This is a genomic window from Priestia flexa NBRC 15715, assembly GCF_001591565.1.
Lineage (GTDB): Bacteria > Bacillota > Bacilli > Bacillales > Bacillaceae_H > Priestia > Priestia flexa.
Window position 1 is genome coordinate 1 of record NZ_BCVD01000062.1, and the last position, 21,561, is coordinate 21,561.

A 21,561-nucleotide genomic window follows, 5' to 3' on the forward strand; every position below is an offset into this window, starting at 1 on the left:
TGTCTCAGTCTCTTTTTATACACGTTCTAAAAGCTGCGCCATTAGCATTGCTTTACCAACAACGACGCCCTCATTATATACTTCAACATCTACCTTTCCAAACTTTCGACCCAGCTCCAATACTTTCGGTCGAATTTCAACAATGCTGTCAATTTGTACAGGTTTAATGAAATAGATCGTAATATTCTCAATAACTAAGTCACCTTTTTTGAATGAACGAAGCGCTCGGTTTGCTGCTTCCGTTACAATTGTCGTAAATACGCCGTACGAAATAGTTCCCATATAGTTTGTCATTTGCGGCGTTACTTCACAGCGATAAAAAGGTTCAGCTTTTGTATCTTTTACATCGATGAATTGATTGGTCACAATATCGTCAATTGTTTCGCCAACCTGAGGTTGCCTTTGAATCATCTGAAGTGCTTTTAAGACATCCTGTCGACTGATAATTCCTTCTAAATGGTGAGAGTCATCAACAACAGGAAGAACTTCAATACCTTCCCAAACCATCATATGAGCAGAAGATGCCACCGACGTTTTACCATGGACCGTCATTGGATTTTTCGTCATTACCTTCTCGATCGAGGTTTGGGCATCATAACCAATTACATCTTTAGAAGTCACCATTCCGTGGACTTTCATCTGATCATCCACTACAGGAAAACGGCTATGATGCGTTTTTGTGTTAAGGTTATGCCACGTAGCAATTGTATCATTAAGCTTTAGGCTAACAGCTTCTTCAGCAGGCGTTAAGATATCTTCCACCAGTACAATTTCCTTTTTGATCAATTGATCGTAAATGGCACGGTTAATCATGGTTGCAACGGTAAATGTATCATAACTTGTAGAAATGATAGGAAGTTTTAAGTCATCTGCGAGCTTCTTCACCCAATCTTCCGTATCAAATCCTCCTGTAATTAAAACAGCTGCTCCTGCTTCTAAAGCCAATTCATGTGCATTTACTCGGTTTCCAACAATTAAAAGGTTTCCTGCTTCTGTGTATCTCATCATGGCATCTAGCTTCATTGCACCAATAACAAATTTATTAAGCGTTTTATATAACCCTTCTCTTCCACCCAGCACTTGTCCATCTACAATGTTTACAACTTCGGCAAAAGTAAGCTTTTCAATATTTTCTTTTTTCTTTCGCTCGATTCGAATGGTCCCAACACGCTCTATTGTAGAAACGTATCCTTTATTTTCTGCATCTTTAATAGCTCGATAAGCAGTACCTTCGCTTACCGTCAGTTCTTTTGCAATCTGCCTAACTGATATTTTTTCACCAATTGGTAACGAGTCAATATAGTGTAAAATCTGTTCATGTTTTGTCGCCAAATGTACTTCACCCTTCTAAAGCGCCGGACGTACTCGGTGCTTTACTCTTTTCTTTTTATTATAAAGGTGGGAAGAGCTGGATTCAATCTCATCCTCTTTGACGAATTGGCTTACGAAGCTTTTGTTGCAAAAGCTTTTTTTGTTCTTCTTTTTTCGCATATAAAAGTGATGACACATTGCCACCTACAACTAGAAGTGCTAACCCTAACCACGTAAGGCTAAAAATCCCTTGAAGGCTCTCTGTGCTTATGACAATATAAGGCTTTGCATAATAAAGCATAAGACCACACAACAACAAATATAAAATTGCTTTATTTCGCTTTAACACACTACATTCCCCCTTTTTTATTTACATAGTATGCTTGTACACACAAAAAAAGACGATGCGCGCTAAATTTGCATCGTCTTGCTATTTCTATTACAAATCCAAACCTTCTCCAGGCTGTAAGACTTTCCCTTCAATTCCTTTTAAGGATTGGACGAACTCATGAGGATCTTGTTTAATAACAGGGAACGTATCATAATGGATTGGAACAACTAATTTGGCATTTATCCATGAAGCTGCAATTGCCGCATCCTCAGGACCCATTGTAAAGTTATCTCCAATCGGCAAAAATGCTACATCTGGATGGTAATCGCTTAACAATTTCATGTCAGAATAAAGCGCCGTATCACCCGCATGATAAATGGTTTTTCCTTCAATTGTTAGCAGCAACCCTGCTGGCATGCCCGTGTAAACAATTTGCTTGCTTTCTTCTTCCGTATAGCTTGATCCATGAAAAGCTTGTGTGAGTTTAACTTTACCAAAATCAAACGTATAAGCTCCTCCAATGCTCATGGGATGAACATTTAAACCTTTCCATCCTAAATATGTAGCGAGCTCAGCAATAGCAATAACCTGCGCATTTGTTCGTTTTGCAATGGCTACTGTATCTCCTACGTGATCGTTATGACCGTGCGTTAGTAAGATATAGTCTGCTTGTACATCCTCTGCATTTAAATCAGTTTTTCCATTTCCTGTAATAAACGGATCAATTAAAATTGTCTTCCCTTGCGTTTCAATTTTCACAACAGAGTGTCCGTGATAAGAAATGTGCACAATAACCTCTCCTTTATCATTATCACTAATTAACTAGTTCGTACCCTTTCTATACTAATTTAAACAAAAAGGGTACGTTCTCTTTATTATAAAGCCGTTATGCTTGCTCTAACAATGTTGTAGCATCAGAGTACGTTAATCCATGTGCATCCGCTACTGCTGCATATGTCACAAAGCCGTTTAATGTATTAATCCCTTGAAGTAACGGTGGATTTTTCAAACACGCTTTCTTGTACCCTAGGGTTGCAATTTGAAGCGCATAAGGAACAGTCACGTTCGTTAAAGCCATGGTTGACGTACGAGGAACAGCTCCAGGCATATTAGCTACCGCATAGTGCAAAACACCGTGCTTTTCATACGTTGGATTATCATGTGTTGTAATGCGGTCTGTTGTTTCAAAGATTCCACCTTGGTCAATCGCAATGTCTACGACAACTGAACCTGGAGACATTGTTTTAATCATGGAAGTGGTAACTAATTTTGGAGCTTTGGCACCTGGAATTAATACTGCTCCAATTACTAGGTCTGAGTCCTTCACAGATTCTGCAATGTTATAGTGATTTGACATTAATGTTGTAATTTCTTTGCCAAATAAGTCGTCTAATTGTCGAAGTCGCTCTGCATTTAAATCAATAATTGTTACATTTGCCCCTAGGCCAACAGCAATTTTCGCAGCATTTGTTCCCGCAACTCCACCGCCAATAATCGTTACTTTTCCTCGTTGAACACCGGGCACACCACTTAGTAAAACTCCCTTACCACCCTTTGTTTTTTCTAGAAATTGTGCCCCAATCTGCGAGGACATCCTTCCAGCTACTTCGCTCATTGGTGTCAAAAGTGGAAGCGTACGATTCGGTAGCTGCACAGTTTCATACGCAATGCCTACTACTTTCTTTTCAATCAATGCTTTTGTTAATGCTTCTTCAGCAGCAAGGTGCAAGTACGTAAATAAAATTAATCCTTCACGAAAGTAATCGTACTCTTCTTGTAATGGTTCTTTTACTTTCATGACCATCTCTGCACTCCACGCATCGTGAGCTGTTTCAACAATGGTCGCTCCAGCTTCTACATACTGTTCATCCGTAAAGCCAGATCCCTCACCAGCACTTTTTTCAACCCATACTTCGTGACCAGCGTTTGTAAATGCCGTTACGCCAGCTGGTGTAATAGCAACGCGATTTTCATTATTCTTAATTTCTTTTGGAACACCTATTTTCACGATTGTCACTCCTTAATTTATTGTTTATTTATCATATGAATGATATGTAAAATAAGCTCCCCACCTTATGCTTATAAAGTGGGGAGTTTTTGTCTTATTTATAGTCTATCCATCTTTTTATTCATATAGTTCGTTATCACTTTTAGCTTCAACATTTTCAAATGTTGAAGCCATGTAGCCATCTCCTACTACACCACTTGAGTAAGAGTCCATTAGTTGTTGAAACGTTTGTTGTTCTCCTTCATGATCGTATTCATAAACGTGCTGAGGGTTCTTTTTTTCTTTCATTGTTAATCTCTCCTTATATAACGTGTTGTTTTATTCCCCTCTATTTTTCTTCTAACTTGTTGGAGTTATGCACGATGTAACCGTGATTATGACTCTGTACATTTTCACAAAAAATAAGCATAAAAAATGCGCACTTCAGTGAGTGCGCATTTTTTATGCATTAACTTCTTGCTTCAAATCCTCTTTAACTTTTAAGATTGCTTGTCTTACCTGATCGAAACCTGTACCACCCGCACTATTACGACGATTAACCGCAGTTTTTGGATCAAGTACGTGATAGATATCCTCTTCAAATAAATCGCTTGCCGCTTGGTAATTTTCTAACGGTAAATCCATTAGATACATACCTTGCTGAATGCACTCTAGAACAAGCTTACCTACAACTTCATGAGCCTGACGGAACGGCATCCCTTTTGAAGCAAGGTAGTCTGCTAATTCCGTTGCATTTGAAAAGTCTTTTTTAGTTGATGATTCCATGACGTCTGTTTTAACAGTCATTGTTTCAATCATTCCAGCAAAGATTGTCAAGCAACCCTCAATCGTTGTAACTGTATCAAACATACCCTCTTTGTCTTCTTGTAAATCTTTGTTGTATGTTAGAGGCGTACCTTTCAACACTGTTAACAAGCTAAAGAGATGTCCATAGACTCTTCCTGTTTTTCCACGGATTAGCTCAGCCATATCAGGGTTTTTCTTTTGTGGCATAATACTGCTTCCTGTAGCATATGTGTCATCCATTTCAATAAACTGGAATTCTTGACTCGACCATAAAATTAACTCTTCGCAGAAACGAGATAAGTGCATCATCAAAATTGAGCTATTGCTCAAAAATTCTAAAATAAAGTCGCGATCACTTACTGCATCCATACTATTTTGATAAATATCGGCAAAGCCCAACAGCTCAGCGCTATAGTAACGATCAATTGGGAACGTTGTACCAGCAAGTGCTCCTGCTCCTAGGGGAGAGATATCAATGCGTTTTAACGATTCTTCAAATCGCTCAGTATCACGCTTAAACATTGATACATACGCTAGTAAGTGATGAGCAAACGATACAGGCTGCGCTCTTTGTAGATGCGTGTAGCCAGGAAAGATTGTTTCAACATGCTGATCAGCTTTTTCAACTAACACATGCTGTAAATGCTTTGTCAGTTGGATGATTTGCTGCACATGCTTCTTTAAATATAAGTGCATATCAGTTGCAACTTGGTCATTACGGCTTCTGCCTGTATGCAGTTTTCCACCTACAGGACCAATTTCATCGATTAAGAGCTTTTCTAGATTCAAATGAATATCTTCGTACTGAGCAGAAAACATAAGCTCTTTATTTTTTGCTTTTTGAAGCAGGGTTTGTAACCCTGCTTTAATTTGATTCGCTTCTTCACTAGAAAGAATTTTGCATTTTTCTAGCATAGATACATGAGCTAAGCTACCTTCAATATCTTCTTCTACTAAATGTTGGTCGAATGAAATGGATGCCCCAAATTCATCAATCCATTGTTCAGGACGTTTCGTAAAACGTCCTCCCCATAATTTGGTCATACTGTCGTCACCTTCTTAGTATTCACCATGCTGCTAACTTTTGTTGGAAGTCCCCATAAAGAGATAAATCCTACTGCTGCGTTATGGTCAAATTCATCTTCTTTTGTGTACGTAGCAAGTTTTTCGTTATATAGAGAGTTTGGAGACTTACGGCCTTCAACAATCGCATGACCTTTAAACAGCTTTACACGTACCGTTCCGTTTACATATTGTTGCGTATCCTTTAAGAATGCTAACAGTGAATTTGTTAAAGGTGAGAACCAAAGTCCTTCATAAATAACTTCCGTTAACTTTTTCTCAATAATTGGTTTGAAATGTGCCACTTCTTTTACAAGTGTTAGATCTTCTAATTCCTTATGCGCTTTGATAAGAGTCATCGCAGCTGGACACTCATATACTTCACGTGACTTAATTCCAACTAAACGATTTTCTACGTGGTCGATACGTCCAACTCCGTGCTTTCCAGCAATATCGTTCAGTTCAAGAATAAGCTGAGCTAACGTATAAGATTGGCCATTTAATGAAACAGGTACACCTTGAACAAATTCAATTTCAACCGTTTCAGGAGTATCCGGCGTATCTTCTAATGCAACAGTTAAGTCGTAAGCTTCTTCCGGTGGAGCAGCCCAAGGATCTTCTAGAACACCACACTCGTTACTTCTTCCCCATAAATTTTGATCAATTGAAAACGGGCTGTCTAAGTTAACTGGAATTGGAATATTATGCTGCTTCGCATATTCAATTTCTTCTTCACGAGACCATTTCCAATCACGTACCGGTGCAACAACTTCTAGATCTGGGTTTAAAGCTTTGATTGAAACTTCAAAACGAACTTGGTCATTTCCTTTTCCTGTACAACCATGGGCCACAGCTACTGCATTTTCTTTCTCTGCGACTTCAACAAGCTTCTTTGCAATTAGCGGTCTTGATAACGCAGATACTAATGGATATTTGCCTTCATATAATGTGTGAGCTTGCAGAGCAGCTAATGCATAAATATTTGCATACTCTTCTTTGGCATCAATCACGTGTGATGCTACCGCTCCAACTGTAATAGCTTTTTCTTTAATAAAGTTTAAATCTTTTCCTTCACCTACATCTAAACAACAAGCAACAACATCATAACCTTTTTCCTGTAACCATTTAATAGCAACTGAAGTATCTAAACCACCTGAATATGCAAGAACAATTTTCGGATTACTCATCAACATTTCCTCCTAATATATATAAATACATCTCAATAAATTTTTATTCATTTAATCTACTATTACTTTAACAACTTTATTTGGTTTTTTCAATACTTATTCAAAAAAAAGTATATAAATTCACAAATACTTTTTCAAAAACCTTGTTTTATACGATAAATATACTCTTATCATAAAATAAAACTGCATATATAAAGTGATAAAACACATGATTTTTCTTATTATTTCCTTTATCATAAACAGCATAAGTTCTTATTCACAAAACAAAGAGAGTATTAATGCAAAGATTTCATATGCAAGTGAGGCGTTTATTTATGCAAAATATGTTTTTATATAATAAAAGGCTGGGTATTTCTATTCCTGTACTAGCACATTCATGGAATGAATATACTCCCGCACTACAAGAAGAAATTTTAATTCAGTGGGAAGAAATTAGAGGTTTGATTCCTGATCGAATTGCAGAAATTGAAAGGAAAATTAATAACAAGCAGGCTGCTTTAGAAGAAGAAGATAATTTTCAGAAGTCTTGCCAATTAAATGAGGAAATTGCTGAATTAGCCTCTATTATTAATGATTTGTGGATTTGGTATCGTACGGACCAAGATATATCTGCCAAAACTCATTTGTAAATAAGGTCGAGACATAAGTGTTTCAGTTAACTCTCAACCGTTCGGGTTTTTTGTTGGTGCGGAAAATAAGTTTAAAAAAGAGTGGAATGGGGCGTAAGACACGCGACTCCTGCGGGAACTAGAGGAAAGGCTGAGACCCCACAGCGCAGCGAGGAGGCTCAGATTCCTCCCCGCGGAAAGTGCGACAATGGAACGAACGTGTTTTTCCAACCTCACTCGTTTCGAAACGTCATGTCATGATTCGTCTTTGAGAAGGAATCATGTAGTTATATCCCAGCCTCGTTATTTACCTTTTCTATTAAAAGACGATATTGATAAAATCGCTTCGCATAATCTGTTACTTGCTTTGTAAATGTATAGTTCATTCCTCCACCAATTGCCATACCAAGCAAAGGAATACGACCGTATGCCTTACGCTTTAAGATGACTATAAGAAAGCTTTTAACAATCTGAGCAACAGCTTTATAAACAAGCGACTCAGTTACCACCTGATCTCTACCTTCATAAAAATAAGGGTCGACACCATGTTCGATTTCCTCTGTCAATTCAAGCCACCCTGTCTTTTGCAATTCAGGTGGCAGCAAAGCCGTATGAAATACTTTTAACGTCATCATAAGTTCAAACGGTGTATGGATATTATAACCGTAGCTCATGGCTGCTTTTTGAATCGATTGTAAATTAATAAATAACAAAGCTGGAATATCTGTACCTACTAGTAGAGCTTTCCCCGTACCAGATAAAGCGCCTTGTCCCAATGCATAAAGCCTCTGTTTTGCTAGCTGTTGATCACAAATGTAAGATAGTTGATCAATTTGTAGTGATTGAAGTTCTGGTATATCTGTAATATCTGGTTGAAATACGCGTGCTGTATTAATAATCCGCTTTTCAGCTTGTATCTGAATATCTGTATTTTGAATAAAGGATGTAAAATGAAACATAAAATCATCTGTTTTCGCTAAATACTCTTGTAAAATATGCTCAGGTACAAGGCCAACTGCTTTATGTAACCATTCATCATATGTAATCTCAATCTGACTTTGATTATATTCATCCAATGTTTGTTCCCACTCCCGGATTTCGTGTAGCAACTGCTCTTCTCGATTGGTTAGGCTCATGCTTTCACTCCTTCAAAGATAAGTAATAGAATTTGTTTCCATTATAACAAATGTTTAAAAAGACACCTATTTTCATAAAACAAAAAAAGCTAGCGAAAGACGCTAGCTTTTTACATGCTATTAAATATTTGCTAAGCGAACTACGTCGCGAGCAATCATTACTTCTTCATTTGTCGGAATGACAAGAACCTTTACTGGAGAGTGAGGATAGCTAATAAACGCTTCTTCTCCTTGAACACCGTTTAATGCTGGGTCCCAATATACGCCCATAAATTCTAAGCCACGAAGTACACGAGCACGTACAACATCACTGTTCTCACCGATACCTGCAGTGAAGATAATTGCATCTACACCAGACATACGAGCTGCATAAGAGCCAATGTACTTATGAATACGACCAGCAAACACTTCAAGAGCTGTTTCTGCGCGGTCGTTTCCTTCGCCACTTGCTTTAATTAAGTCACGTAAGTCACTTGAGATACCTGATATACCAAGTAAACCACTTTCTTTATTCAACACATTTAGCACTTCGTCTGCAGTTTTTCCTGTTTTTTCCATGATGAATGGAATTAACGCAGGGTCAATGTTACCAGAACGAGTTCCCATTGCTACACCAGCTAACGGCGTGAAGCCCATTGATGTATCAATTGATTTTCCACCTTCGATTGCTGCGATACTTGCACCGTTACCTAAATGACAAGAAATTAAACGTAGTTGTTCAACTGGACGACCTAATAGTTCAGCTGCACGCTCTGATACATATTTATGTGATGTACCGTGGAAACCGTATTTACGAACACCATAGTCTTCATAGTATTCATACGGTAAGCTGTATAAGAATGATTTTTCAGGCATTGTTTGATGGAATGCCGTATCGAACACTGCAACTGCCGGAATGTTTGGTAAGATTGCTTGGAATGCTTTAATACCAACAACGTTAGCTGGGTTATGAAGAGGTGCTAAATCTGATAATGCTTCAATTTCAGCTAGTGTTTTATCCGTAATTAACACAGAATCAGCAAACTTCTCTCCACCGTGAACAACGCGGTGTCCAACGCCTGTAATCTCATCGTATGACTCAATAATACCTTGAGACAATAGCTTGTCTACTAAGATTTGAACTGCTACAGAGTGGTCTGGAATTTCTCTTACTTCTGTTTGTTTTTCACCATTTACTGAAATAGTGAAAACAGCATCGTCTAAACCGATACGCTCTACTAAACCTTTTGTTAAAACAGCTTCGCTTGGCATTTCAAACAGCTGGAACTTTAAAGATGAGCTACCAGCATTAATTGCAATAATTTTTGACATATACTAAAAACAGCTCCTTTTTATATACGTGCATTATGAACTTGACGAAAAAGTACAAAACGATATTCTCTACAATATTCTATGCATTTCGACACAAATTCTATCCTTATTCATTTAATCATTCACCACTATAGATTTCAAGGGCTATGCACGATTAAAAGCGCCATCATAAAAAAATCATTATTTTCTAAAAAGATAAATTATTTATTCAATTTAAACCATTCATTCATTTGACTCATAATATCGTTCATGCCTTGCTTGTTACTAAACTTTGGTAAATTTACAAGAAGTGCGTTCTCTGGTGGAGTTACCCCCTCACCCTTTTTCTGTAAAACCAGAATGCTTTTTGCTGCTTCTTTCTGCTTAAACATCGATAACGGAAGCTGAATGATTGCTTGTACAATCGCTTCTTCTTTTAGCAACGCCTGTAGAAGATGAGATTGCTCAGAATCAAATAGATTGTTTGGAATCAGCGTGACTACATATCCACCTGGTTTAACGTGGTTTAAGCTTTTTTCAATAAATAAATGATGAGCATACGTATGCCCTTCTTCTGACTTTACTTTATATTGGGCAGCACCTTCATCATTTGGATAATAGCCTACCGGTAAATCACAAATCACAAGGTCAACAGGATCAATAAATAGCGGCTGTAAACTATCTTGATGAAATAACTCTACACCGTGCTTTTGAAGGTTTGCATTTACATAGGTTAACTGAAGCAATAAGTCGTCAATATCAACGCCATACACTTGTTCAATTGAATGTGAATGCATATTTAAAATCGTCGTAATTAAATTCCCTGCTCCTACTGCTGGATCTAGTATCGTATAGCTCTGATTCCCTTCCATAAACTTACCAACGACATAACCCATAAATAACCCTACCGCATCAGGTGTCATTTGATGATTTGGCTGAATCGCTTCTTTCATTCCTTTTAAAACTGCTAATTGATATGCTTTTCGAATTGTCTCTTGCTCAAATTGATTCAGTTTTACAGAACTATATTCTTTTTGTAACCTTTTTTTCGTTACTTCATCTAATTCATCTTGTAAGATGTCTTCTTGAAATAAATTTTCACCTGTTTCAGCAACTGCTTCTAAATATAAGCAGTTTAGCTCTTTTCGTAAAATGACTGCACTCTGGTCAATAACCTTAAACAGCTGCTCCATTTTTGATAACTCGCTCACATCTATTCCTCCTTGAACATTTCCATTTATTAATCTATTTTTCATTACAACGCTTTATATAGAACTCTAACAAAGAATTTTATTTTATCACAAATAGTTCATGCCACACAAAGAAGGCGAAAAACAATGTTTTCCGCCTTCTTTGTCTAAAACATGTGCAATTACTTAGCTGCTTTTGCTGCTTCGATTGCTGCTTCATAGTTTGGATGATCCGTAACTTCTGGTAAATACTCAACGTATGTTACTTCGTCGTTTGAGTTTACCACAAATACAGAACGAGCTAATAAACGTAGTTCTTTGATAGCTACGCCAAATGCTTCACCAAAAGATAAATCGCGGTGATCAGATACAGTTTGTACGTTTTCAATACCATTTGAACCGCACCAGCGCTTTTGTGCAAACGGCAAATCAACGCTTACTGTTAATACTTTCACATTGTCTAGCTTTGATGCTTCTTCATTGAAGCGGCGTGTTTGTGCATCACAAACACCTGTATCAATAGAAGGAACTACACTAATTAGACGCACTGAACCTTTTGTGTCATCTAACGTTACTTCTGACAAATCGTTTGCAAGAACCGTAAAATTAGGCGCTTTGTCTCCTACCTTTACTTGATTCCCTAGTAGTGTTACATCGTTACCTTTAAACTTAACTGTTGTCACGAATGATTCCTCCCCTAAATAAATATGTACATCCTTCATATTAGCGCCTATGTAAAAAGATTGCAATTAAATGCGTTTTCCCCATATAAAAAAGCCCTCGTTTTTATAATCATGTAACGAGAGCTTGTAGCTTATAGATTAAATGAATCATGACTATCATTGCGGTCATGATTTTCTTGGTCATGACGATTTTTTTTAAACATATGCTGCATGCGTTCGATTGCTTGAGGTGCAGTGTCTAGGATCTTCTCGTATAAGTGCGTGCTTTCATTTAAATGAAGCATTTTAATTCCAGCTGAGCTAACAATCAAGAAAGCAATTGGCGTAATCGATACTCCTCCACCACTTCCTCCACCAAAGGGATGACTCGAATCAGCTGATTGACCACCTTGTTGTGAAGATGACTTGTGTCCTTCTCCATTAAATTCACTTCCTCCTGCTGCAAAACCAAACCCTACCTTTGATACCGTTAAAATAACGCTTCCATCCGGTGTTTCTACTGGGTCTCCGATGATTGTATTGACGTCAATCATTTCTTTTAAATTTTCCATTGCTGTAGACATTAGACTCTTAATTGGATGTTCTCCCATTCAAGTAACCTCCTTATGTTTTAACAGAATGCGCTTTGCTTTCGCTTTCAGGCTTATAAAAGCGAGGCATCTTGCGCCAGTGCTTAACTAAACGTAAACCTACTAATATAGCTTGTCCTAATCGGAATGAAATTATGCATTGAAAGATGGTTTCAGACCACATCTTTTGAAAGGCTGGCACTACCGTCATCCTAGGAGGATCTTTTAGCCTCATGTATTGATCAAGCAGATGAACAAAACCACTTTTTGCAGACCATACAACACCCACTAAAATAGCGCTGAGAGCAGCGTCACCTAGACCTACTCGTGTATGCCATTTTAAATTTCTCACTGCTATATGACTTAAAAACTTCCGAATAATGGTATGAAGGCCAACAACATGTTCTAAAAATTGCTTTGCATCTTCCAGAAGATTGAGACCGTCTTCCATGGAGTAGTCTTTCCATTTATCTTTATTTGTATTTTCTCCCGCTCCGCTTTTTTCTTCGACAAGCAGGGTATTGGAGTCTTTTTGAACCTTTACCACTGGTATTTCATATGTATAGCGAATGAGCTTAAACCACGCCATAAACGTCACGCGATAATAATCGTTATCCTTGGCATGTCGTAAGTCAATATATACCGTAATCTTCGTAACTATCACTATAAACACAAGGACAAGTAGTATTGCGATAATCCATGACACCCATATCACTTTCTTCACTCCTTTTTCCCCTTCCATTATGTCCCATATATCATGAAGTTAAACCTAACAAGAAAGGCCCCCACTCAACGAGTAGAGGCCTTCTATATTATTTTATTTCATGCACTACTGCAGTTTCTGCAAAATAGTCATGTGCACCTTGCTTTTTAGGTAAAAAGGCAACGATGATATAACCGATAAATAGAACCGTTTTTGAAATATAACGTCCAATTCCTTCTCGGAACAAAACGACTGACCAGCTAAGCGGCGTTCCATTTAATGAGACTACCTTTAAGCCAAAAACCATCTTTCCTAATGTTTGACCAAAGAACTTGGTCATTAAAATGAAATAGCCATAAAACGTCAGTGCTGTAATGAACCAAAACGGTGAAAATAATTGATCAACTTGAGCAAAATCAAATGCTTTAAAAATTGGTTTTACAATAATACCATTTATACTTCCCACTACAATGATATCAAGGAGGTATGCCCAAAAACGCATCCAAAACCCAGCATATCGATTTTCAACTACAGAAGGGTTTACTACTCTATCTTCTAAAGGTGATGAATGTTCAACACCCGCTACTTCTTTATCATATGAGTTATTTTCCATTATTCATCCACCTCTATTCTTGATATAGATACATCATACGAGGGGAATTTGGCTCAGCTAATGATTTCAAAACAGAAGATAGCTGCTGGTCACTTCCCATCATCTTGTTCATGCTCATGGATAGCCATGAAGGGAAGCCAAAGCCTGATTCGTATTCAATAACCTGAGCATCTTTTAGCTTATACTGCTTTTTCATATCTACTAAGCTGTCTTCAAAGAACCCTAGCTCATCAACTAATTTTAACTCTTTTGCTTGGCGACCATCATAGATTCGCCCATCAGCAATTTCACGCACCTTACTTTCAGATAAGTCGCGCCCTTTCGAGATGACATCAACAAAGCCACTGTATGAGTTATCAATAAGCTTTTGCATAATTTGACGCTCTTCTTCAGTCATATCTCTCGTAGGTGACATAATGTCCTTATGCTCACCACTTTTTATTGTCACGTCTTTTACTCCAAGACGCTCAGCGAGTTCTCCGTAGTTTACGCTTTGCATAATAACACCGAGTGAACCTGTTAACGTATCTGGAGTTGCATAAATTTTATCAGCTGATGTCGAGATGTAATATCCACCAGATGCAGCCATTGAGCCCATTGAAATATAGATAGGTTTTTTCGTATCAGCTTGAATCTCTTCCATTTTTTTATGTATTTGAGCGCTTTCTACTACTCCACCCCCTGGTGAATTAACCTTTATGATAATTCCTTTGACCATGTCATCATCTTTAGCTGCATCAAGTTGTTCTAAAAACAGCTCGTGATTATAGCCACCTTGCGAAAATACTGATGTACTATCTCCTGTATCTTGAATCGTTCCGTTTACTTCTAAAACAGCAATCTTATTAAGAGACGCACCCTCTTCAATAACCATTTCAGTTAGCTCGCTAGCACTTCCGCCAAAGAACCCAGCAACGCCCGTTTCCTCATCACTAGCAAAAATAAAAGTTGAAACTGTGTTTACTAGTATTGAAATAATAAATACACCAACTGCGATGGCGAGTGCTACCCACCTTTTCGTATTCATGAAAACCCTCCTAAATTAATCCTGATTACAAATTGAAAGAATAATCTTTCAATTTATGTTTTAATAGTGATATAATTATTGTAACAAACTTTTGTAATAAAGTTTACTTTTATACTATTTTTTTACATCAAAGACGGGGAAACAAGGGGGAACTACATATGTCAAATCGTCGTAATGTTTATTTCTTTCATCCTAGAAATAAAGAAACAAATGCCGCAGTAAAACCTTTACAAGAGTTAGCGGTTAAGTATGATTTTACGGTAGTAGAGCAATCGAAAGAGGCAAATATTATTGTAAGCATTGGAGATGACGGTGCTTTTTTACAGGCTGTCCGTCAAACAGGTTTTAGAGATGACTGCTTGTATGCAGGGGTAGCAACATCCGAGCAGCTAAACTTCTACTGTGATTTCCATATTAATGAAAAAGAAAAAATGATTGACGCTATCACTTCCGAAAATATTGAGGTAAGGCGCTTTCCCGTATTAGAAACAACCATTGATCAAGAGACGACATTCCATTCACTAAATGAATGTCTTGTGCGATCCGCATTAATAAAAACGTTTACAATGGACGTATTTATTAACGAGAATCATTTTGAGACATTCCGTGGCGATGGTATGGTTATTTCGACACCAACAGGAAGTACAGCTTATAATAAATCAGTTAACGGTGCCGTCGTTGATCCACTTTTACCGTGTATACAAATCAGCGAACTTGCATCTTTAAACAATAACAATTATCGTACGCTTGGATCTTCTTTTATTTTAAGCAATGAGCACACGTTAACCCTAAAGCTCTCAAACGATAACAGCCATTACCCTGTTATCGGCTTAGATAACGAAGCAATCAGTACAAAACACGTAGATCAAATCCAAGTTCGTCTAAGCGATCGCCAAGTTAAAACTGTAAAATTAAAAGATAATTCATTTTGGCAACGCGTACAGCGTACATTCTTATAAGTACTATTTTAAAGAGGCGTGCTTTACAGCACACCTCTTTCTTTATGAACACTGATAAACAATCTCACCATTTATAATGGTGAAATGTACTTGCACTTCAAGTAGCTCATCCACGTTTACCTCAAATAAGTCCTTTTTAAACACCGTAAAGTCGCCAATGTATCCTTTTTTAATCTTTCCTTTTATATGTTCTTGGCTAGTTGCTTGGGCACTTCCTAATGTAAATAGCTGAATGGCTTGAAACATCGTTAACTTTTCTTTTGGCATATATTCAGGTAAGTCGCCTACCCCTACTTTGCGCGTTACGGCTGCGTGTATTCCTAGCAGTGGGTTAATTGGCTCTATAGGTGCATCCGAGCCTCCCGCACACATAATGCTGTTATCTAATAGAGTCTTCCATGCATAGCAATATTTTAAGTTTTCCTCACCTATCTTATCAATTACCCACGGAAAGTCACTTGCTAAAAAGCGCGGTTGAATGTCTAATACAACAGGTAAACGCTTCGTTCTTTCAATCAAATCTTTCCTTAAGATTTGTGCATGAATAATACGATCTCGAACCTTTTCACTAGGTGGATATTGCTCAATGCTATCTAATACGTATTCAAAAGCTAAATCACCGATAGCATGAATAGCTACAGGTCTGCTAAGCTCTCTCGCCTTTCGAACAAGCTGTTTAAGCTCTGGTAGGCTCTGAATAGCTAGCCCGTTTGTTGATGGATCACTTTTATATGGAAAGCTAAGCAGTGCAGATTGACTACCTAATGAACCATCAGCAAAAATTTTCATCGCACCAAATTCTAAAAATGCAGAGTGGGTAGACTGCTGTTTCACATATTCGTCCATTGATTCTACAACCCCATGATGAACAAGTAAGTTACAGCGAAATAAATTTCTTTGATCCTCTATTACTTTTTTAAACGCTTGGTATGTTCGTGTAAAACCACCATAATAATTTAAATCTTCCGTATGTACGCCCGTTAGTCCGTATTGAACACAATCTTTAATTGAAACCTGCAAAGCTTTTTCTAAATAAGCTTCTGATACAACTGGAATATGCTTGGTTACCAGTTCCTGTGCTTGATCTGCTAAAAAGCCCGTTGGCATTCCCAGCTCATCAACTTGAATGGCGCCTCCCTCTGGTGATTCAGTGCCTTTAGAGATTTTTGCTATTGTTAACGCTTTGCCATTAGCAAGCAACCCATGTCTACAAACACGTTTAAGAACAATTGGATGTTGGTCCGTAAGAGAATCTAAATCTCGATAATGAAGTAGTTCTCGATCATCCCACTGATTCTCATCCCATCCTTCTCCAATAATCCATTCCCCTGGTGGCGTTTGCTTAACCTTTTCCTGAACTAATTTCAATACCTCACTGGCAGAAGATGCTTGGGATAAGTCTAAACGAAGCAGTTTTTCTCCGTGTCCAATTAAATGTAAATGACTATCAACAAAACCGGGATACATGACGCTGCCATCTAAGTTTACTTCGTTTTGAGTATTTTTTTGTTGTGCATTTCTGACGTCACGTTCGAAACCAAGGTCTTCAATCATCCCATTTTCTACAAAAACACTCTCTACCCATTCTCCTTCTTGAGCCATTGTATAAATTTTTCCACCGTAAAACAATGTTCCCATCTCTCTCTCCCTTTCCCAAACGTACTTTACATTTAGTATAAAGCTTTGCCACAAATGGTGAAAGAAAATCACCAAAACGAAAAGAGTGAGGTTTCCCTCACTCTTCTTTAGCCATCATTATTCAGTTAATATGACTTATTTGTAGCTACCACCAAGTTGTTGTTCAGCCATTTGAACTAAACGTTTAGTGATTTCGCCACCAACAGAACCGTTAGCGCGAGATGTTGCTTCTGGTCCAAGGTTTACACCGAATTCAGAAGCGATTTCGTATTTCATTTGGTCGATAGCAGCTGCTGAACCAGGAGCTACTAATTTGTTTGTGTTTGGCATGTGTTTTCACCTCCTCGTTGCTTGTTGAATATAGAGTGTGTCAAAACACATGGCTCCATACATTTTTTTTTTGGTAATTTTTATCTTTTTATTTTTTAAAATAACTCGTCGTCATTTCCAAGTAGATTTTGTGGCTCCAACGCCTTTATTTCAAGGGTTTCTGTATTTTGAACTGCTTCTTTTATAAGCGTATCAAAATCATAAAATTCTTCGTATCGATTTACTTTTTCACGTTTCGGCTTTGTTTTTGGTGCGCTTGGCGTAAAAATTGTACAACAGTCTTCATAAGGACGATTCGAAATCTCATGCGTATCAATTCGCTGAGCAATTTTAATAATATCCGTTTTGTCCATTGTGACAAGTGGTCGTAAGATTGGCGTGTTTGTCACTTCATTAATTGCATACATACTTTCAACCGTTTGGCTAGCAACCTGTCCCAAACTATCTCCTGTTACAATCGCTAAAGATTCTCTCTGAGCACGCAATAAATCCGTAATACGAAGCATCATTCTTCTTGTAGATGTCATCGTATAGTTTTCTGGAATCTGTTTTTGAATAGCTTGCTGAACAGCTGTAAACGGCACGATATGAAGCTTAATATTGGCATGATATTTCGTAAGCTTTTGAGCAAGATCAATTACTTTTTGCTTAGAGCGTTCGCTTGTAAACGGTGGGCTATAGAAATGAACTGCTTCAATCTCCAGACCTCTTTTCATCGCTAGGTAACCTGCAACAGGGCTATCAATTCCACCTGATAGCATAAGCATTGCGCGTCCGCTTGTACCTACTGGAAGCCCTCCAGCTCCTTGATAGTCAAAACACGTAATGTACGTTGCTTCACGACGAACTTCTACCCTTACATTTACATCAGGATTACGCACATCTACTTTCAAATTTGTTGTATTTCGCAAAATGTGACTACCAACTGCATAGTTAAGCTCACTGGTATCAAGTGGAAATTCTTTATACGCACGACGTGTTGATACTTTGAATGTTCTATTCTCTACATCAAACTCTTGCATCGCTTTTAACGCAGCTTCTTGAATGGCTTCTAGTTCATTTTCTACTTTTAAAGCTAAGCTAAAGCTCTGAATACCGAAAACTTCTTGAAGAAGTTCTACAATCGGCTCATGATTTTCTCCATTTAAATGGATGTACATACGATCTCTTGTATATTTAATATCCACATTAGAAAATTGAGTTAAGGCATGAGCAATATTTTGACGTAGCTGAGCAACAAATTTCTTTCGGTTTTGTCCTTTAGTTGAGATTTCTCCGTAGCGAATTAATATATGGTTATAAATCATTTATTTTTACCCCATTACTTTTTTTAGTTCTTCAATTACTGTGAAGATTGCATTAACTGTTGGCGTTATTTCATTAAAATCATTAAAATGAGATAGGCTAATACGAATTGACTGATCAGCTTCTTCGTAACTTTTCCCCATTCCTAATAATGTTTTACTAGGCTTTTGACGCTTAGAAGAACACGCTGATGTCGTAGATACAAAAACACCCTTTTCCTCTAGAGCATGAACGAATACTTCACCTTTGATTCCTTTTACTGTAAAATTTAAGATGTGAGGAGCGGCTCCTTCAGCTGGGGTGTTCATGATAATACGCTCATGCTTTTCCAATTGGGACTTCAGTTCACTCTGCATCTTTTTCATTTTATTACTATTTTTCGACGCATGTTCCATGGTTAAACGCATTGCTTTTGCGAACGAGACAACTCCCGGCACATTTTCAGTTCCAGAGCGTTTCTGCAACTCTTGAGCCCCTCCACTAATTAATGGTGAAAGCTCAACCCCTTGGCTTATATACAAAATACCTGTTCCTTTTAAACCATGAATTTTATGACCTGATATTGTGCATAAATCAATATGAGCACCTCGCAATGAAAGAGGGACTTTTCCAATCCCTTGAACGTGATCTACGTGATATAAAACGGTTGGATACTCCTTCAGTATTTTCCCAATTTCCTCAATAGGTTGAATTGTTCCAATTTCATTATTAACATGCATGATTGAAACTAAAATAGTTTCAGCTGTAATTGCATCTTTAAGATCATGAGGATCCACAAACCCTTCTCTAGAAACAGGTAAATATGTTACATCAAAACCAAGCTCTTGTAATTGTTTAAAAGGTTCATGAACGGAGTCATGTTCAATAGCCGTTGTGATAATATGACGGCCTCTATTTCTATATTTCATGGCTGTACCTTTTATCGCCATGTTATTTCCTTCCGTACCTCCAGATGTAAAAATAATTTCTTTAGGTGATACATGTAGTAATTGCCCTACTTGCTCTCTTGACTTTGTCATAAGATTTTCAGCTTGTACACCAAACTGATGGAGTGAAGAAGGATTTCCATAATATGTCGTAGCAACCTTTGTAAAAGATTGAATAACTTCATCGTAAGGCTTAGTAGTAGCACTATTATCTAAGTAAATCAATGTGCACGCCCCTTTAAGAATATTTAGAAACAACTTTTTATCTTAGCATACCTTCATTATTTTTTAAATGATGTTGTTTATTTATCCAAATGAAACAAATAATACTCTTAATTACTTTTCTAAAAGGAAAGCTTAAATAATATAATAACTGTCCGAAATATTAAACTGAATATTTAGATTTTTAAAATTTTCGACATTTTTTTTATGAAGTATGATAGTATGTATCAGAAACTTTATACTATTTCTATAAAACATAGGAGGCATTATGAAAAAAGAAGCATTGACTCGCAAAGAGACATTAGCTATTGGTTTAATGCTTTTTGCCCTATTTTTTGGTGCAGGTAATATGATTTTCCCTCCCTCGTTAGGACAACAAGCAGGGGTAAATACATGGAGCGCAACAGTTGGCTTTTTGATAACGGGTGTTGGATTGCCGTTACTAGGAATCATCGCCATATCTAAAACCAATGGAGATTTTACAAAAATAGCAAACAGAGTACATCCTATTTTCGGAATATTTTTTACAATTGTTTTATATCTAGCAATTGGACCTTTTTTTGGTATTCCAAGAACAGATACCGTAGCGTTTGAAATTGGTGTTACACCTTTCTTATCTGATAGCGCGTTAGCTAGTAATGTACCTTTAATGATCTATACAATTATTTTCTTTGGTATTACGTTATTTTTGTCATTGAACCCAACAAAAATTGTAGATCGCATTGGTAAGGTTTTAACACCGCTGTTGTTAACAGTTTTAGCTATACTTGTTCTAAAAAGTTTACTGACACCAATGGGAGAATTTCAACTTCCACAACCAAGGTACGAATCAGCTTCATTTGTAGCAGGGTTTGTTGATGGTTATTTAACAATGGACGCTATTGCAGCTCTTGTGTTTGGAATTGTTGTCATTTCAAGTATTCGAGAAAAAGGGATTGTAAATAGTCAGAAACTTTCGGCTATTTGTATTAAAGCAGGTTTTATTGCTGCTATTGGATTGATTTTAGTATATGTATCACTAGCTTATATTGGTGCATCTAGCGTAGAGTCTATTGGCATGCAAGCCAACGGAGGAGCAATTTTAACAGCTGTTGCTCGCGAGCTATTTGGCGGCTTTGGAACGATTATTTTAGGACTAGCAATTACATTTGCATGTTTAACTACATCAATTGGCTTAATTTCTGCTTGTAGTTCTTTTTTTAATCGAATCTTTCCAAAACTTTCTTATAAAGGTTTTGTAGTAGTGCTCACGATATTTAGTGCAGTTATTGCAAATGTAGGGCTAACACAGTTAATTTCTATTTCCGTACCAATCCTTACATTTATCTATCCAATTGCAATTAGCTTAATTGTCCTTTCTCTAGTTGCATCAGTACTGCGATTTGGCCGTGAAGTATATGTATTAGCAGTCGTTACAAGTTCTTTCTTTAGCCTCTTTGACGGGTTAAATGCTGCTAATTTAAAAATTGCAAGTATTGACAAGCTGTTTACAAATTACCTACCGCTTTATAGCGATGGAATGGGCTGGCTAATTCCAACCCTTATCGCTTGTATCATTGGCTATATGATTAGTAAAATCCGTGGAAGCTACATCGAAGATTTGGAATCTTCTTCTCGCAAAGCTTCATAATTTCATATCAATTATAAAAAAACGCCAGCTGACTAGGGACTGACCCC

At 37.4% G+C, this 21,561-nt stretch carries 22 protein-coding genes; 3 read left to right on the forward strand and 19 right to left on the reverse strand.

From position 1 onward, the window contains the following. Positions 1-15 precede the first annotated feature (15 nt). From BFL01S_RS11525 to BFL01S_RS11550, 7 genes are all read right to left on the reverse strand, one after another. On the reverse strand, positions 16-1,332 hold the full coding sequence (locus BFL01S_RS11525) for a CBS domain-containing protein (protein ID WP_025908934.1): 1,317 nt from the start codon (positions 1,330-1,332) through the stop codon (positions 16-18). Between the two features lie 88 nt (positions 1,333-1,420). After that, entirely contained in the window at positions 1,421-1,660 is a 240-nt protein-coding gene (locus BFL01S_RS11530) for a hypothetical protein (protein WP_025908933.1), read from the reverse strand. 90 nt (positions 1,661-1,750) lie between these two features. After that, positions 1,751-2,431 carry a metal-dependent hydrolase gene (locus BFL01S_RS11535; RefSeq protein ID WP_025908932.1) on the reverse strand — a complete coding sequence of 227 codons (681 nt, stop codon included), beginning with the start codon at positions 2,429-2,431 and terminating at the stop codon, positions 1,751-1,753. 97 nt (positions 2,432-2,528) lie between these two features. After that, positions 2,529-3,650: an alanine dehydrogenase gene (ald, locus tag BFL01S_RS11540; protein WP_025908931.1), complete on the reverse strand. Its 1,122-nt coding sequence runs from the start codon at positions 3,648-3,650 to the stop codon at positions 2,529-2,531. 117 nt (positions 3,651-3,767) lie between these two features. Further along, positions 3,768-3,938 (reverse strand): hypothetical protein, encoded by a 171-nt coding sequence (locus tag BFL01S_RS20750; RefSeq protein WP_169799852.1) that lies wholly within the window; start codon positions 3,936-3,938, stop codon positions 3,768-3,770. A 153-nt stretch (positions 3,939-4,091) separates the two neighbouring features. Further along, a complete protein-coding gene (gene argH / locus BFL01S_RS11545) occupies positions 4,092-5,480 on the reverse strand; it encodes an argininosuccinate lyase (protein WP_025908930.1) in 1,389 nt (462 codons plus the stop codon). Further along, positions 5,477-6,685, reverse strand: a complete 1,209-nt coding sequence (locus BFL01S_RS11550) for an argininosuccinate synthase (protein ID WP_025908929.1) — start codon at positions 6,683-6,685, stop codon at positions 5,477-5,479. Before BFL01S_RS11550 ends, argH begins: the two co-directional genes overlap by 4 nt. A 314-nt stretch (positions 6,686-6,999) precedes the next feature. Here BFL01S_RS11550 and BFL01S_RS11555 point away from each other — a divergent pair, with 314 nt between their 5' ends. Beyond that, complete coding sequence (locus BFL01S_RS11555) at positions 7,000-7,314, forward strand: hypothetical protein (protein ID WP_025908928.1); 315 nt, start codon at positions 7,000-7,002, stop codon at positions 7,312-7,314. Between the two features lie 266 nt (positions 7,315-7,580). Here BFL01S_RS11555 and BFL01S_RS11560 read toward each other — a convergent pair whose 3' ends face one another. The 8 genes from BFL01S_RS11560 to sppA all read right to left on the reverse strand — a co-directional run bounded on the left by BFL01S_RS11560 (position 7,581) and on the right by sppA (position 14,504). Further along, entirely contained in the window at positions 7,581-8,429 is an 849-nt protein-coding gene (locus tag BFL01S_RS11560) for an EcsC family protein (protein ID WP_061785768.1), read from the reverse strand. Between the two features lie 120 nt (positions 8,430-8,549). Beyond that, the gene (locus BFL01S_RS11565) at positions 8,550-9,740 is read right to left on the reverse strand and encodes an acetate kinase (protein ID WP_025908926.1); all 1,191 of its coding nucleotides are present in this window, start codon (positions 9,738-9,740) and stop codon (positions 8,550-8,552) included. A gap of 200 nt (positions 9,741-9,940) precedes the next feature. Continuing rightward, the gene (locus BFL01S_RS11570) at positions 9,941-10,930 is read right to left on the reverse strand and encodes a class I SAM-dependent methyltransferase (RefSeq protein WP_078989191.1); all 990 of its coding nucleotides are present in this window, start codon (positions 10,928-10,930) and stop codon (positions 9,941-9,943) included. Positions 10,931-11,091: 161 nt separating this feature from the next. Continuing rightward, positions 11,092-11,592: a thiol peroxidase gene (gene tpx / locus BFL01S_RS11575; protein WP_061785770.1), complete on the reverse strand. Its 501-nt coding sequence runs from the start codon at positions 11,590-11,592 to the stop codon at positions 11,092-11,094. Positions 11,593-11,723: 131 nt separating this feature from the next. Next, a complete protein-coding gene (ytfJ, locus tag BFL01S_RS11580; RefSeq protein ID WP_025908923.1) occupies positions 11,724-12,182 on the reverse strand; it encodes a GerW family sporulation protein in 459 nt (152 codons plus the stop codon). Between the two features lie 13 nt (positions 12,183-12,195). Continuing rightward, complete coding sequence (locus BFL01S_RS11585; protein ID WP_225001569.1) at positions 12,196-12,885, reverse strand: DUF2953 domain-containing protein; 690 nt, start codon at positions 12,883-12,885, stop codon at positions 12,196-12,198. An 88-nt stretch (positions 12,886-12,973) separates the two neighbouring features. Then, on the reverse strand, positions 12,974-13,477 hold the full coding sequence (locus BFL01S_RS11590; protein ID WP_025908921.1) for an RDD family protein: 504 nt from the start codon (positions 13,475-13,477) through the stop codon (positions 12,974-12,976). A 13-nt stretch (positions 13,478-13,490) separates the two neighbouring features. After that, positions 13,491-14,504, reverse strand: coding sequence for a signal peptide peptidase SppA (gene sppA / locus BFL01S_RS11595; RefSeq protein ID WP_061785771.1), 1,014 nt, complete (start codon positions 14,502-14,504; stop codon positions 13,491-13,493). 158 nt (positions 14,505-14,662) lie between these two features. Between sppA and BFL01S_RS11600 the strand changes: the two genes are divergently transcribed. Continuing rightward, positions 14,663-15,463 carry an NAD kinase gene (locus tag BFL01S_RS11600; RefSeq protein WP_025908919.1) on the forward strand — a complete coding sequence of 267 codons (801 nt, stop codon included), beginning with the start codon at positions 14,663-14,665 and terminating at the stop codon, positions 15,461-15,463. A 42-nt stretch (positions 15,464-15,505) separates the two neighbouring features. Here the strand turns inward: BFL01S_RS11600 and BFL01S_RS11605 are convergent, their stop codons facing one another. From BFL01S_RS11605 to BFL01S_RS11620, 4 genes are all read right to left on the reverse strand, one after another. After that, on the reverse strand, positions 15,506-17,101 hold the full coding sequence (locus BFL01S_RS11605) for an amidohydrolase (RefSeq protein WP_061785772.1): 1,596 nt from the start codon (positions 17,099-17,101) through the stop codon (positions 15,506-15,508). Between the two features lie 135 nt (positions 17,102-17,236). Continuing rightward, positions 17,237-17,431, reverse strand: coding sequence for an alpha/beta-type small acid-soluble spore protein (locus BFL01S_RS11610; protein ID WP_061785773.1), 195 nt, complete (start codon positions 17,429-17,431; stop codon positions 17,237-17,239). A gap of 95 nt (positions 17,432-17,526) precedes the next feature. Further along, complete coding sequence (gene thiI, locus BFL01S_RS11615; RefSeq protein ID WP_061785774.1) at positions 17,527-18,738, reverse strand: tRNA uracil 4-sulfurtransferase ThiI; 1,212 nt, start codon at positions 18,736-18,738, stop codon at positions 17,527-17,529. Between the two features lie 6 nt (positions 18,739-18,744). Then, positions 18,745-19,887: a cysteine desulfurase family protein gene (locus BFL01S_RS11620; RefSeq protein ID WP_061785775.1), complete on the reverse strand. Its 1,143-nt coding sequence runs from the start codon at positions 19,885-19,887 to the stop codon at positions 18,745-18,747. Positions 19,888-20,152: 265 nt separating this feature from the next. Here BFL01S_RS11620 and brnQ point away from each other — a divergent pair, with 265 nt between their 5' ends. Continuing rightward, entirely contained in the window at positions 20,153-21,514 is a 1,362-nt protein-coding gene (gene brnQ, locus BFL01S_RS11625; RefSeq protein ID WP_061785776.1) for a branched-chain amino acid transport system II carrier protein, read from the forward strand. The last annotated feature ends 47 nt before the right edge of the window (positions 21,515-21,561 follow it).

Excerpts from the sequence above, each read along its gene's own strand:
- BFL01S_RS20750 (WP_169799852.1), bottom strand. The coding sequence starts at position 3,938 with ATGAAAGAAAAAAAGAACCCTCAGCACGTTTATGAATACGATCATGAA.
- argH (WP_025908930.1), bottom strand. The coding sequence starts at position 5,480 with ATGACCAAATTATGGGGAGGACGTTTTACGAAACGTCCTGAACAATGG.
- BFL01S_RS11550 (WP_025908929.1), bottom strand. The coding sequence starts at position 6,685 with ATGAGTAATCCGAAAATTGTTCTTGCATATTCAGGTGGTTTAGATACT.
- BFL01S_RS11555 (WP_025908928.1), top strand. The coding sequence starts at position 7,000 with ATGCAAAATATGTTTTTATATAATAAAAGGCTGGGTATTTCTATTCCT.
- BFL01S_RS11560 (WP_061785768.1), bottom strand. The coding sequence starts at position 8,429 with ATGAGCCTAACCAATCGAGAAGAGCAGTTGCTACACGAAATCCGGGAG.
- BFL01S_RS11565 (WP_025908926.1), bottom strand. The coding sequence starts at position 9,740 with ATGTCAAAAATTATTGCAATTAATGCTGGTAGCTCATCTTTAAAGTTC.
- ytfJ (WP_025908923.1), bottom strand. The coding sequence starts at position 12,182 with ATGGGAGAACATCCAATTAAGAGTCTAATGTCTACAGCAATGGAAAAT.
- BFL01S_RS11590 (WP_025908921.1), bottom strand. The coding sequence starts at position 13,477 with ATGGAAAATAACTCATATGATAAAGAAGTAGCGGGTGTTGAACATTCA.
- sppA (WP_061785771.1), bottom strand. The coding sequence starts at position 14,504 with ATGAATACGAAAAGGTGGGTAGCACTCGCCATCGCAGTTGGTGTATTT.
- BFL01S_RS11600 (WP_025908919.1), top strand. The coding sequence starts at position 14,663 with ATGTCAAATCGTCGTAATGTTTATTTCTTTCATCCTAGAAATAAAGAA.
- BFL01S_RS11605 (WP_061785772.1), bottom strand. The coding sequence starts at position 17,101 with ATGGGAACATTGTTTTACGGTGGAAAAATTTATACAATGGCTCAAGAA.
- BFL01S_RS11610 (WP_061785773.1), bottom strand. The coding sequence starts at position 17,431 with ATGCCAAACACAAACAAATTAGTAGCTCCTGGTTCAGCAGCTGCTATC.
- thiI (WP_061785774.1), bottom strand. The coding sequence starts at position 18,738 with ATGATTTATAACCATATATTAATTCGCTACGGAGAAATCTCAACTAAA.
- brnQ (WP_061785776.1), top strand. The coding sequence starts at position 20,153 with ATGAAAAAAGAAGCATTGACTCGCAAAGAGACATTAGCTATTGGTTTA.